This is a genomic window from Saccharopolyspora griseoalba, assembly GCF_042665275.1.
In the GTDB taxonomy this organism is placed as follows: domain Bacteria; phylum Actinomycetota; class Actinomycetes; order Mycobacteriales; family Pseudonocardiaceae; genus Saccharopolyspora; species Saccharopolyspora griseoalba.
The window spans coordinates 681,279-694,796 of record NZ_JBHTCJ010000001.1; the positions used below are offsets into that span (position 1 = coordinate 681,279).

8 protein-coding genes are annotated in these 13,518 nt (G+C 71.7%); 3 read left to right on the plus strand and 5 right to left on the minus strand.

Annotation, left to right across the window (positions count from 1 at the left end; all coding sequences use genetic code 11):
• Positions 1-17: 17 nt before the first annotated feature.
• Complete coding sequence (locus ACFQRI_RS03170) at positions 18-4,373, plus strand: HAD-IC family P-type ATPase (RefSeq protein WP_380664173.1); 4,356 nt, start codon at positions 18-20, stop codon at positions 4,371-4,373.
• 351 nt (positions 4,374-4,724) lie between these two features.
• Here ACFQRI_RS03170 and ACFQRI_RS03175 read toward each other — a convergent pair whose 3' ends face one another.
• Positions 4,725-5,699, minus strand: a complete 975-nt coding sequence (locus ACFQRI_RS03175) for an EamA family transporter (RefSeq protein ID WP_380664175.1) — start codon at positions 5,697-5,699, stop codon at positions 4,725-4,727.
• A gap of 265 nt (positions 5,700-5,964) precedes the next feature.
• Between ACFQRI_RS03175 and acnA the strand changes: the two genes are divergently transcribed.
• Positions 5,965-8,751, plus strand: a complete 2,787-nt coding sequence (gene acnA / locus ACFQRI_RS03180) for an aconitate hydratase AcnA (RefSeq protein ID WP_380664177.1) — start codon at positions 5,965-5,967, stop codon at positions 8,749-8,751.
• A 441-nt stretch (positions 8,752-9,192) separates the two neighbouring features.
• Here the strand turns inward: acnA and ACFQRI_RS03185 are convergent, their stop codons facing one another.
• Both ACFQRI_RS03185 and ACFQRI_RS03190 read right to left on the minus strand, forming a co-directional pair.
• Positions 9,193-9,786 (minus strand): class I SAM-dependent methyltransferase, encoded by a 594-nt coding sequence (locus ACFQRI_RS03185; RefSeq protein WP_380664581.1) that lies wholly within the window; start codon positions 9,784-9,786, stop codon positions 9,193-9,195.
• A 361-nt stretch (positions 9,787-10,147) separates the two neighbouring features.
• On the minus strand, positions 10,148-10,291 hold the full coding sequence (locus ACFQRI_RS03190) for a hypothetical protein (RefSeq protein WP_380664179.1): 144 nt from the start codon (positions 10,289-10,291) through the stop codon (positions 10,148-10,150).
• Between the two features lie 397 nt (positions 10,292-10,688).
• On the opposite strand from ACFQRI_RS03190, the gene ACFQRI_RS03195 reads away from it, so the two are divergent.
• Positions 10,689-11,345 (plus strand): TetR/AcrR family transcriptional regulator, encoded by a 657-nt coding sequence (locus ACFQRI_RS03195; protein ID WP_380664181.1) that lies wholly within the window; start codon positions 10,689-10,691, stop codon positions 11,343-11,345.
• A 102-nt stretch (positions 11,346-11,447) separates the two neighbouring features.
• On the opposite strand, the gene ACFQRI_RS03200 is transcribed toward ACFQRI_RS03195, so the two are convergent.
• Together ACFQRI_RS03200 and ACFQRI_RS03205 are read right to left on the minus strand one after the other, a co-directional pair.
• Entirely contained in the window at positions 11,448-12,794 is a 1,347-nt protein-coding gene (locus ACFQRI_RS03200; protein ID WP_380664183.1) for a uracil-xanthine permease family protein, read from the minus strand.
• 103 nt (positions 12,795-12,897) lie between these two features.
• Positions 12,898-13,302, minus strand: a complete 405-nt coding sequence (locus ACFQRI_RS03205) for a DUF5313 family protein (protein WP_380664185.1) — start codon at positions 13,300-13,302, stop codon at positions 12,898-12,900.
• Positions 13,303-13,518: the final 216 nt, after the last annotated feature.

Below are 13,518 nucleotides of genomic sequence, written 5' to 3' on the forward strand. Positions count from 1 at the left end.
ACCACCGAGGAGTGCCGATGCCGCTGAGCTGGCTGCTCTCCCGAGCCGCCGCGTTCACCGCACCGGTCCTCCAGGCTGCCCGCGCCACCGCCGAAGACCCTTCCGGACTGCGCACCTGGCGCGGCCGCGGCCGAAGTCACCTGGAGGTGCGCGGTGTGCACCTGCCGGGCAGCGAGGACGCCGCGCGCGAGGTGGAACGCCGGCTGGCCGCGCTCGACGGCGTGCACAGCGCCGAGGTCAACGCGGTGCTCGGCAGAGCGGTGATCACGCACCGCCCGGACCTCCCCGATCTCGACGAACCCGCGCGGGTCATCGGCGAGGTGGAGAGCGACTACGGACTCGGGGACGCCGAGGTAGCGCCGCGCAGCCACCGGCACCCGGCCAACACCGAGGTGGTGCTGCGGGACGCGGGCGCGCTGGGGCTGAGCGCGCTCGGGCTCGGCTACTCCGCCGTCGGAGCGCTGCTGCCGTTCCGGAGCGCTTCACCGCTGGTGCCCGCGGCGATCTCGCTGGTCGACACCGTGCCCTGGATGCGCCAGGGCTTGGAACGCCTCGTGGGGCGCGGCGCGCTGGACGCCGCGCTGTCGCTGGGAGGTGCCGTCGGGCAAGGACTGACGGCTCGCCCGCTGGGCTCGGTGGTCGACCTGTGCGGGCGGTTCTGCACCTCCCGCGAGACCATCGCGCGCTACCAAGCGTGGCACCGGTGGGAACCGGCGCTCCCGCACCGCAGCCAGCCGGTCGAGCACGTCGCGCGCCCGAGGCCCGTACCCGACGGACCGGTCGAGCGCGTCAGCAACGCCTCCGGGCTGGCCGCGCTCGGCGGGGCCGTCACCACCTACGCCCTCTCCCGCGCTCCTCAGCGCGCGCTGGCCGCGCTGCTGGCCAGCGTGCCGAAACCGGCCGTCGCCGGACGCGAGGCGTTCGCCAGCCAGCTGACGGCCTCGGTCACCAGGCGCGGCGGGCTGGTGATGGAGCCCGACGCGCTGCGGCGGTTCGATCGGCTCGACACCGTCGTCTTCGACGCACCAGCGCTGCTGACCGGTCGGCGGGTGGTCGACCACATCATCCCGCTGGACGAGACCGAGGACTCGGTCGCGCTGTTCGCCCGCGCGTCCGAGCTCGTCGACCCGCACGAGCCCACCAGCGCCCGGTCGCGCGGGGAGTGGGCGGTAGCACCGTGGCCCGAATCCGACGCCCCGGCCGCCCTGCGACGCGCTGCCGAGGCCGAAGCCGAACGCGGGGCGACCGCCCTCGCGCTGGAACGCGATCAACGCGTGGTCGCGCTGGTGGTCGTGGTCGCCGAGCTCGACCCGCTGGCCGAAGCGCTGGTGGAAACCGCGCGCCAGGTGGCGCCGAACGTGCTGGTGACCGAATCCGAGCATCGGCTGGACCGGCGGTTGCCGCTCGACGGCGCGCCGCCCGGCGGGCCCCGCCTGGCCGAACAGGTGCGCCAGCTGCAGGACGACGGCGCCGTCGTCGCCGTGATCTCGCACCGCTGCGCCGCCAGCCTCGCCGCCGCCGACGTCGGCTTCGGACTGTCCACAGCGGATTCGGCCGGTTGGGCCGCGGACGTGCTCTGCCCGAACGCAGCGGTGCTGGACCTGCTGCTGGGAGCGACCGAGAACGCCCGGGCTGCAAGCCGTTACGCAGCCGCGCTGTCGGTGGCCGGGGCATCGCTGGGCTCGCTGCTCGCCGCGTTCGGGCCGGCGGCATCGGCTCCGGCGCGCGCGTCGATGCCCGTGCAGGTCGCCACCCTGGCGGCCTGCGCGACCGGGACCTGGACCGGGGCGCGGGCCGCCGGACGCCCGCCACCCCTGCCGCGCGAACGCACCCCGTGGCACGCCCTGCCCGCCGCGGCCGCGCTGTCCACCTTGGACTCCGACGAGGACGGCCTCGCCCCTTCCGTGGCGGCCGACCGCCACCGCCCACCCGAGCAGGCCCGCGCCTCGCCGGGCGTGCTCGGGGCCACCGCGGAAGCCCTGATCACCCCGATCACGCCGGTGCTCGGCGCGGGCGCGGTGATCTCGGCGGGCCTCGGTTCGGTGCTCGACGCGGCGCTCATCGGCGGTGTGCTGCTGACCAGCGCGCTGATCGACGGCCTGCAGCGCGCGGCCACCGATCGCGAGCTCGGCGAGCTGCTCTCGGCCGGGCAAACGCCGACGCGGCGACGACGCGCGGGCACCACCGATGTGGTGCCCGCTGACCAGCTGGTGCCCGGCGACGTCATCGAGCTGCGCGCCGGCGACGGCGTCCCCGCCGACTGCCGCCTGTTGTCGGTGGAGTCCCTGGAGATCGACGAGTCGGGGCTGACCGGCGAATCGCAGCTGGTCGCCAAGGACCCCGCTCCCACGACGGCGGCCGCCGTCGCCGACCGGACCTGCATGCTCTACCAGGGCACGGTCGTCGCCAGCGGTTCCGGGGCGGCCGTGGTCGTGGCGGTGGGATCGCACACCGAGCTGGGGCGCACCACCCAGCAGGCCGACGAGCCCGACGCCACCACCGGCGTGGAGACCCGGCTGGCCGAGCTCACCGCACGAGTGCTGCCCGTATCGGTCGGTGCGGGCTGCCTGCTGTTCCTCTCGGACCTGCTGCGCCGCGTGCCGCTCGGTCAGACCGTGGCCCGCTCGGTCGGGTTGGCGGTGGCCGCGGTGCCCGAAGGCCTGCCGTTCGTGGCCACGCTGGCCGAGCTCGCCGCCGCTCGGCGGCTGTCCGCGCGCGGGGTGCTGGTGCGCAGCCCGGCGACCATCGAAGCGCTCGGCCGGGTGGATGCCCTGTGCTTCGACAAGACCGGCACCCTCACCCAGGGCCGCATCGCCCTCGGCGAGGTCTCCGACGGGCGGAGTTCGCGCCGCATCGAGGAGATCGAGGACGCGCACCGGGAGATCGTCGGGGCCGCCGTCCGCGCCACGCCGAGACCTCCGGACGACCACCCGCTGCCGCACCTCACCGACCGGGCGGTGCTCGAAGGCGCCCGGTCGATCGGTCTCCACGCCGACGGCGACGTGCTGGCCGAGCTGCCGTTCGAGCCCTCCCGCGGATTCCACGCGGTGCACACCGATCGGCTGCTGTCGGTCAAGGGCGCCCCCGAGGTGGTGCTGGACCGGTGCGCGCGCTGGCGGTGCAGCGACACCTCCGCGCCGTTCGACGACGACGCCCGCGCCGACGTCGAAGCCGAGGTGGAACGGCTCGCGCTGGCCGGCTACCGGCTGCTCGCCGTCGCCGAACGCCGTGTCGGCCCGGACTTCGCGCTCGGCGAGGCCGACGTGGACGACCTGGAACTCGTCGGCCTGCTCGGGCTCGCCGATCCGGTGCACCCGGCGGCCGCGGCCGCGGTCGAGCAGCTCGAACTCGCCGGCGTCGACGTGATCATGATCACCGGGGATCACCCCAGCACGGCCGAAGCGATCGCCGCCGAGCTCGGCATGCTCGGCAACAAGCGCGTGCTCACCGGCGCCCAGCTCGACGAGCTCGACGACGCGCAGCTCGCCGGCGAAGCGCCCAAGGTGTCGGTGTTCGCGCGGGTGAGCCCGGCGCAGAAGGCGCGGATCGTGCGCTGCCTGCGCGATGCCGGGCGCGTGGTGGCGATGACCGGCGACGGCGCCAACGACGTGCCCGCGATCAACCTGGCCCACGTCGGCATCGCCTTCGGCTCCAAGGCCACACCGGCCGCGCGCGAGGCCGCCGACCTGGTGGTGGCCGACGACCGCGTCGAAACGCTCACCGATGGCATCGTCGAGGGGCGCGGCATGTGGACCTCGGTGCGGGAAGCCCTGGCGGTGCTGCTGGGCGGGAACCTCGGCGAGATCGGCTACACGCTGGGAACCGGCCTGCTCAGCCCGTCGGCCGCGCTCAACGCCCGCCAGCTGCTCGTGGTCAACATGCTCACCGACGTGCTGCCCACGATCGCCATCGCGATTCGACCACCCGCCGACCAGACCCCGGAGAAGCTGCTCGCCGAAGGCCCCGAGGCCTCCCTCGGTTCGGCCCTGGCCCGGGAGGTGACCGGCCGAGCGGTGGCCACGGCAGGCGCGGCGGGACTGGCCTGGATGTTGACCAGGCCGCTGGCCACGGCGGGCCAGGCGCGCACCGCCGGGCTGGTCGCGCTGGTCACCGCGCAGCTGGCGCAGACGCTGGCGACGCGCGGCCGCACCCCGCTGGTGCTGCTCGCCACCGGCGGCTCGATGCTGGTGCTGCTGGCGCTGGTCCAGGTGCCGGGCGTCAGTCACGTGTTCGGCAACTCGCCGCTGCTGCCGCACCAGTGGGGCATCGCGCTCGGCGCCTCGGCAGCGGTGGCGCTGGCGGTGCGCGTGTGGCAGATGTGGCCCGCGGGACCGCATCTCGAGCCACGACCAGCAGAGTTCGAGCCGGGTTAACCCGGCCGCAAACTCGCTTCCGGCGGAGGCTAACCCGCCGCGCCCACAGTCGGGGCGTAACGCACCTCCAACCGATGAGGACCCGCACCGATGCCTCAGTTCCTGACGACCATCCTCACCGGCGTGGCGATCGCCCTGATCGAGAACCTGGTCGTCCACCTGGTCAGGTCGGCGATCCGGACCGCCTGAACCACCCGTCCGCAAGCGCTCACCGCAGCGCGCCCTCCGAGCCGCGGCCGACCGGGCACCGGGTCGCCGCACCGCAGCGGCGGCTCCGGCCCGGTGCAGTCCGCAGAGCCGCTCCGGAACGCTCCCCCACCTCGACTGCGCATCGGCGGCTGGCCGACCAGCTCATCGCCCGCCTTCATCAGCGGCTTGCAGCGGGCCCAGATCGGGTTCCGCGTTGGGCGCCGCGCGCTGGGCGATGTAGGCCCCGACGAGGATCAGCGCACCACCGACCAGCTGCATCGGCCCGAGCTCCTCGGACAGCAGCGCCCAGGCCAGCACGGCGGCCACCACCGGCTCCAGGAAGGCGACACCTCCGGCGACCTGCGGGGAGAGCCTGCGCACCGCGATGATTCCGGTCAGGTAGGCCAGCACGGTGCTGAACGCGACGATCCAGCCCACGGCCAGCAGCGCCGGGACCTGGTGCCCGGCCATCACGACGTCGCCGGCCAGCAGCGTCCAGTCGATCTCCCAGGGCCGCGCGATCAGCGCGACCGCGAAGGTGCCCACCAGCAGGCCGTAACCGGCCAGGGCCAGCGGGTCGACGTGGTCGGCGCTGTCGGCCACCAGGAAGTAGGTGGCCTGGCAGCACGCCGCGCCGAGGCCGAAGAGCAGACCGATCGGGTTGAAGCTCAACCCGGACCACAGCTCGACGACGAAGACCAGGCCGACCACGGCCAGCACCACGCCCGTGGTGGCCGATCGGCTCACCGGCTTGCGGCGCGCGAACCGGATCCATCCCAGCACGATCACCGGGCCGAGGAACTCGATCAGCAGCGCGACGCCCACCGGCACGGTCGCGATGGCGGCGAAGTAGCACACCTGCACGCCCGCCACCGCGAACAAGCCGTACCCGACGAGCACGCCCGGAGACCGGCGCGGGACCCCCAGATGCCGCACCAGCAGGGGCAGCATCAGCACCGCGCCGCCGGCCAGTCGCAGCCAGGCGACCTGCAGCGGACTGAGCCCCGCGGTGATCAGCGGCTTGGCGAACGGCCCGGAACCGCCGAAGAACACGGCGGAGGCGATCGCCACGGCCACGCCGACCGATCGGGCGCTGCGGAGCGAGGACGGGATTGCGGGATCGGCCGAAGTGCGCACGCGCCCAATCGAAACACGACCGGGACAATTCCGGTACCGTCGTCCCAGAACCCGCCCGACTTGCCCGGTTGTCGGCGAGCGCAACCTGGAAATCCAGCCGTTTTTCACGCGGTGGTACATGCGATCGGCAGTTCAGGTCACCCTTTGTTGAGCCCCTATACAGGACGCACGTACTGTTAGAGGTGAAGAAGCGCGAGCACCCCGCGCACGCTCAGCTGACGTGCGCGAGACTCGCAATCGTTCCCGAACTTGCGCCCGTCGCGAGATGGAGTTGAACGTGACTGCACCTGCGAGCAAGGACAGCTTCGGCGCCCGCGGCCAGCTGAACGTCGGCGACGCCTCCTACGAGGTGTTCCGGCTCAGCGCCGTGGACGGCGCCAAGCGGCTGCCCTACAGCCTCAAGATCCTGCTGGAAAACCTCCTGCGCACCGAAGACGGTGCCAACATCACCGCCGAGCACGTGCGCGCGCTGGCCGACTGGGACGCCAAGGCCGAGCCCGCCACCGAGATCCAGTTCACCCCGGCGCGGGTGATCATGCAGGACTTCACCGGCGTGCCCTGCGTCGTCGACCTCGCCACCATGCGCGAGGCGGTCGCCGAGCTCGGCGGCGACACCTCCAAGGTCAACCCGCTGGCCCCGGCCGAGATGGTCATCGACCACTCGGTGATCATCGACGTGTTCGGCAAGCCGGACGCCTTCGAGCGCAACGTCGAGTTCGAGTACGGCCGCAATAAGGAGCGCTACCAGTTCCTGCGCTGGGGCCAAGGCGCCTTCGACGAGTTCAAGGTCGTCCCGCCCGGCACCGGCATCGTGCACCAGGTCAACATCGAGCACCTGGCCCGCTCGATCATGAGCCGCAACGGCCAGGCCTACCCCGACACCTGCGTGGGCACCGACTCGCACACCACGATGGTCAACGGCCTGGGCGTGCTGGGCTGGGGCGTGGGCGGCATCGAGGCCGAGGCCGCGATGCTCGGCCAGCCGGTTTCGATGCTCATCCCGAAGGTCGTCGGCTTCAAGCTCACCGGCGAGATCCCGCCTGGCGCCACCGCCACCGACGTGGTGCTGACCATCACCGAGATGCTGCGCAAGCACGGCGTGGTGGGCAAGTTCGTCGAGTTCTACGGCTCGGGCGTCGCCTCGGTGCCGCTGGCCAACCGCGCCACCATCGGCAACATGAGCCCGGAGTTCGGCTCCACCGCGGCGATCTTCCCGATCGACGAGGAGACCGTCCGCTACCTCAAGCTCACCGGTCGTTCCGCCGAGCAGGTCGCGCTGGTCGAGGCCTACGCCAAGGAGCAGGGCCTGTGGCACGACCCCGAGCACGAGCCGGAGTACTCCGAGTACCTCGAGCTGGACCTGTCCACCGTGGTCCCCTCGATCGCCGGACCTAAGCGCCCGCAGGACCGCATCGCCCTGTCGGACGCCAAGAGCGCCTTCCGCAAGGCGCTGCCGGACTACGCCTCCGCCGCCGACGACGCGGCTCTCGACGAGGCCGGTGCGGAGTCCTTCCCGGCCAGCGACGCCCCGTCGGTCACCCACTCGGCGGCCAGCGGCTCCAACGGTCGGGTCTCCAAGCCCACCAAGGTCTCCTCGGACGAGCTGGGCGAGTTCACCCTCGACCACGGTGCGGTGGCGATCGCCTCGATCACCTCCTGCACCAACACCTCGAACCCCTCGGTGATGCTGGGCGCGGCGCTGCTGGCCCGCAACGCCGTGGACAAGGGCTTGACTCGCAAGCCGTGGGTCAAGACCTCGATGGCCCCGGGCTCGCAGGTCGTCACCGACTACTACGAGAAGGCCGGCCTGTGGCCGTACCTGGAGAAGCTGGGCTTCCACCTGGTCGGTTACGGCTGCACCACCTGCATCGGCAACTCCGGCCCGCTGCCGGAGGAGATCTCCGCCGCGGTGCAGAAGGAAGACCTCACCGTCACCTCGGTGCTGTCGGGCAACCGGAACTTCGAGGGCCGGATCAACCCCGACGTCAAGATGAACTACCTGGCCTCGCCGCCGCTGGTCATCGCCTACGCGCTCGCGGGTTCGATGGACTTCGACTTCGACAACGACGCGCTGGGCACCGACAACGACGGCAACCCGGTGTACCTGCGCGACATCTGGCCGTCGCCGCAGGAGGTCCAGCAGGTCATGGACTCGGCGATCACCAACGAGATGTTCACCTCCTCCTACGAGGACGTGTTCAAGGGCGACCAGCGCTGGCAGGAGCTGCCCACCCCGGAGGGCGAGACCTTCGTGTGGGACCCGAACAGCACCTACGTGCGCAAGCCCCCGTACTTCGACGGCATGGGCATGGAGCCGGCTCCGGTCAGCGACGTCTCCGGCGCTCGCGTGCTGGCGCTGCTGGGCGACTCGGTCACCACCGACCACATCTCGCCGGCCGGTGCGATCAAGCCGGACTCCCCCGCCGGTCGCTACCTGTCCGAGCACGGCATCGACCGCAAGGACTTCAACTCCTACGGTTCCCGTCGCGGCAACCACGAGGTGATGATCCGCGGCACGTTCGCCAACATCCGGCTGCGCAACCTGCTGCTGGACGACGTGCAGGGCGGCTACACCCGGGACTTCACCCAGGAAGGCGCTCCGCAGGCGTTCATCTACGACGCCGCGCAGAACTACGCCGCCAACGACATCCCGCTGGTCGTGCTGGGCGGCAAGGAGTACGGCTCCGGTTCGTCGCGCGACTGGGCCGCCAAGGGCACCCGCCTGCTGGGCGTCCAGGCCGTCATCGCCGAGTCCTTCGAGCGCATCCACCGCTCGAACCTGATCGGCATGGGCGTCGTCCCGCTGCAGTTCCCGGAGGGCTCCTCGGCGCAGTCGCTGGGCCTGGACGGCACCGAGACCTACGACATCTCGGGCATCGCCGAGCTCAACGACGGCGAGACCCCGCGGACCGTCAAGGTCACCGCGACCAAGGACGACGGCTCGACGGTGGAGTTCGACGCGACCGTTCGCATCGACACCCCCGGCGAGGCGGACTACTACCGCAACGGCGGCATCCTGCAGTACGTGCTGCGGAACATGGTCCGTTCCTGATCTCCTACCGATCCGGTAGGTCCTGACGAGCCGGGCCGGTGCGCCACAAGCGCACCGGCCCGGCTCTTCGTCGCCGTCGACCGACCGGAGGTGCGAGGAGGGACCCGGAGCCGCACAGCGCGGCTGACCGGGTGGGGCGCGACGGAGGTTGAGGAGCGAGCACTCCCCCGCGCAACCCGACCGGACCCGCGACGGGATCGGCGACGATCGCGCGGTGCTGCAGCCGCGCGGGATTCCCCGCCTCGACGAGGAGCCGGGCCGACCGGCCGACCGCGCCAGGCGGACCGGCAGCCCCCGCTCGGCGAGCACGGCCCCGCCTAGCCCTGCGACCGGTGGATTCGCGGTGCCGACCGGCTCCGCGAAGCAGACAGCTCAGCAGGCCGGACGGAGATCGGCGCCGAGGGCTTCGCGCTCACCGGATGCCGAGGAGCGCCGTACCGCTCAGGACAGGTTCGGGCGGCGGCAGACGTAGATCCGGGCCGGCGGGACGTTGCGCCAAACCGTGCGCGAGGTGACGACCTCGTCGAAGCACACGTCCAAGCGGCGGCGGAATTGGCGCGCACCGGCCATGCCCAGCGCGTGGGCGTAGGCGAAGGTGGTGAACGCGCCGCCCGGGCGGAGCACCCCGCCGACCTCGCGCAGGATCTCGTGCTGCAACTTGCCCGGGAAGATCGACCAGGGCAACCCGCTCACCACGGCGTCGACCTGGTGCACGCCAGCATCGGCCAGCAGCGCGCCGAGCTGCGAGGCATCGCCCTGGATCACGTCCAGCCACGGAAGCTCGCCCCGCAGGTGCTCGACCATGCCGTCATCGAGCTCGATGGCGAGGTGCCTGCCGCCCGCGGGCAGCCGATCGGCGATCGCGGTGCTGAGCGCTCCGGTGCCCGGACCCAGCTCCACGACCGTGGGGCTGCCGGTGCGCGGCACCACCGCGGCGATCTCCCGGGCCAGCGCAGGCGAACTGGGAGCGACCGCGCCCACCGCTCCCGGGTTGCGCGCCGCCCGCTCCAGGAAGATCCGGTAGGTCGACAGCAGCGAGCCGTTCCCGCCCCTCGGCAGCACGCCCGCGCCGGGCAGGGCGGAACTCGACTGGTTGCCTCGGGGCGCGTCAGGTGTGCTCACGTATGCCTTCCCGATCGGTGATGCCGGTCGTCGTGACCGCCAGCCTATCGGGCTAGGCGCGGCCGGCGCACAGCAGTGCGACAGGCCACTCGCGCGGAGCGTCGAAACCGAGATCCGGTCCGGATCGCGCATTCACCGCGCGTCCACCTCGTGGATGCGCGGAATCAATGAGAAGAAACAAAAAGGGGTGTAACGAAAGCCGTCGCGCGAACGATTCGCGAAAGGCTTCACGGGCTTGCACCCGAACGGGGACAAGCCCGTGCGCGCGCTTGCGTCAGGCGAGCTCGGCAGCGCCGGCGGGCTCGACGACTCGGTCCCGGCTGGTCGTCTCGCTCCGACGGATCCAGCTGGTCAGCGCGCCCGCCGCGGTCGCCAGCACCGCCGCCTCGGCCACCAGGGCCACCCACACCGTTGCCACTTCTTGCCTCCTTTCGCTTGCCGCCCCGACTTCCGAACGCGCGCACGCTTGAACACCCGCCTCCGGCGGGTCGAACGGAAGTAGGTTTGGGAGAGCACCCTTTCCCCAACAATTCTAGGGCCAGGTTCAGGCCAACTCGAAGCCGGCCCGGAGTAATTTGCGTCGCACTCCGTTGGCCGACCAGTCGACGTACCCGGCACGACATGCAGGACAAATCGGGCCATCCACCACCAGGGCGTGGCCGTCGATCAACACCCCGGCTACGCTCCCCCACCCGAGCGACAGGCGGACGGGAACACCTACTTTCGTTGACGACTGCGTGGACGATCTCCGTCCGGCTCAGCGGAGGTTGCGCATGCGACAATCCGCGCAACCCGACTGGACCGAAGCGAGGAACATGACGACCGACCCGACACCGCGGCTGCGTGCCGACGCCCGCCGGAACCGCGACCGGATCATCAACACCGCGCGCACGGTGTTCACCGAACGCGGGACCGAGGTGCCGATGGAGGAAATCGCGCGTGAGGCCGGCGTGGGCGTGGGCACCCTCTACCGGCGCTTCCCGGACCGCGACTCGCTCATCCGCGAGGTCGCCGTGGAATCCTTCGAACGGCTCATCGCCGACATCCGCGAGATCACAGAACACCAATCCGACGCCTGGCAGACGATCACCGAGCTGCTGGACCGCGCCACCGATCTGCGCACGGTCGCGCGGTTGACGGTGCTGTCCCCCAGGGCCCGCGAGATCCTGGCGGCGGATCCGACCTTCGACACCGCGCACAACGAGTTCATGCGAACCCTGGACGGGTTGATCAAGCGCGCGCAGGCCGACGGCACCATGCGCTCCGACGTCAGCACCGGTGATCTCGGCGTCATCATCGCGATGCTGCTGCAGGGCGTGCAGGTGCTGCCCGACCCGGTGCGCGACATGATGCCGGGCCGCTACATCGGTCTGCTCCTCGACGGCCTGCGCGCCGGGTCGACCTCCGAGCTGCCCGGGCGAGCGGTGCGCGCGGAAGAGGTCATCTTCCGGCACCCCGAACCGGAGGAGTGAACCCGCGGCCGAGCCGTTTCGCGCCGTGCGGCGCGAACCCGCGAATCGCGCGCGCCGCGCGTTAGCACCGCCACCGCGCGGCGCGCGATCTCCCAACCCCGTTCAGCCGCGCGACTGCCTGCCCCTGGCCGCGCGCAGCAGGTGGTAGCCGAACAGCGTCACCAGCGTGCCCAGCGCGATCCCGCTGAGCTCGAACTGCGGCGTGATCTGCAGCGAAACCCCGCCGATGCCGGCGACCAGCCCGGCGGCCAGCGGCAGCAGGTTGACCGGGTCGGCGAAGTCCACCCGGTTCTCCACCCAGATCTTGGCCCCGAGCAGGCCGATCATCCCGTAGAGCACGACGGTGATCCCACCGAGAACCCCACCCGGGGTAGCCGCGATGACCGCACCGAACTTCGGGCACAAGCCGAAGCCGACGGCCACGATCGCCGCGACCCAGTAGGCCGCCGTCGAGTAGACCCTCGTGGCGGCCATGACGCCGATGTTCTCCGCGTAGGTGGTGGTGGGCGGACCGCCGACCGCGCTGGACAGCGCGCTCGCGAAGCCGTCGGCGAAGATCGCCCGACCCAGCCGGTCGTCCAGGTTCGCCCCGGTCATCTGCTCCACCGCCTTGACGTGCCCGGTGTTCTCCGCGATCAGGGCGATCACCGCGGGGAGAACGACCACGATCGCGGCCACGTCGAACGAAGGGCCGTGCAGCTGGGGCAACCCGAACCACGGCGCGTCTGCAACGCCGGACAGGTCCAGGCGCAGGTGCGTGGTCACGTCCCCGTCGGAGTTGGGCGCGGTGATCGGACCGAAGGCCAGATCAGACAGCCAGGAGAGCGCGTACCCCGCGACCAGGCCAAGGAAGACCGCGATGCGGCCCCAGAAACCGCGCAGCAGCACGCTGGCCACCAGCACCACGACCATGGTGATCAGCGCGGTCCACTGGTCCTGCGGCCAGTAGGTCTCGGCGACCACCGGCGCGAGGTTGAAGCCGATCAGCATCACGACCGCGCCGGAGGCCGCGGGCGGCAGCGCGCGGTGCACGACCTGCGACCCGACGAAGTGCACGATCAGGCCGACGGCGCCCAGCACCAGGGCGCAGACCAGAATCGCCCCGGTGACCGCCGAGCTGTCCCCGCCGCCGGCGCGGATCACCGTCACCGCTCCCACGAACGAAGCGCTGCTGCCGAGATAGCTGGGCACCTTGCCCTGCACGATCAGCAGGAACAAGATCGTCGCCGCGCCCGAGACCATGATCGCCAGGTTCGGGTCCAACCCCATCAGGACCGGGAAGACGAAGGTCGCGCCGAACATCGCCACCACGTGCTGGACGCCGAGGCCCACGGTGCGCGGCCAGGAGAGCCGCTCGTGCGGGGCGACGGCTTCCCCCGGCCGGGGCGTGCCCCCGTCGCCGTGCAGCTCCCAGCCGATGCCGAGCTTGCCGCCCACTCCTCGCCGCATGGTGAGCCTTCCTGTTCCGCCCGCCACGCGGGTCCCGCCGAAATGCCTGCGGAACTCTACAAACCGGGTGGGTTGTGACCGGCGTCGCGGCCGGGACCGGCGGTCACTCCCACCAGGGGCGGTAGCCCACGCCGTACTTGCCCGCGCGCTTCACGTCCCGCCGCAGCGCGCGCGTGTCGCGCGCGACCCCGGGCGGGAAGCCGTGCTTGATGGCGCGGTGCTCGCCGGTTTCGCCCATGTAGCAGATCGAGTAGAACAACCCGACCGCCAAGCCCAGACCGATCGAGCTCAACCGGATCCACATCGGGCCCGGGAGCAGCATCATGACCGCGCAGAACGGGGCGAGCTGCACCAGGGCGCGCCCGAGGTGCCGCAGCACCCAGGTCGGGCAGGTGACGTCGTGCAGCACCCACTCGGCGCACCGGTCCGGCAGCTTCCCGCCGAAGGCGTACCAAACCCATTGCGCCGGATTGGGCCGATGCAGCGGCGCGGGCGGGTCAGTCGCCATTTCTCCAGGCTAGTCCTCATCGGGCGGGTGCGGAGCCGTCCATTCGGCCGACGGCGCAGATCCTATTTCGCCACCTCCCGCCGACCCCTGACACCGCTGCCGTCGGTGACCCGCATCACATTCGGGTGAACTCGTGTCACGCGAACCGGGGATGCACGTCTCACGGACAACGAGCACGAGCAACAGCTCGAGAAGCAAGACGTAGAGGGGTGCGGA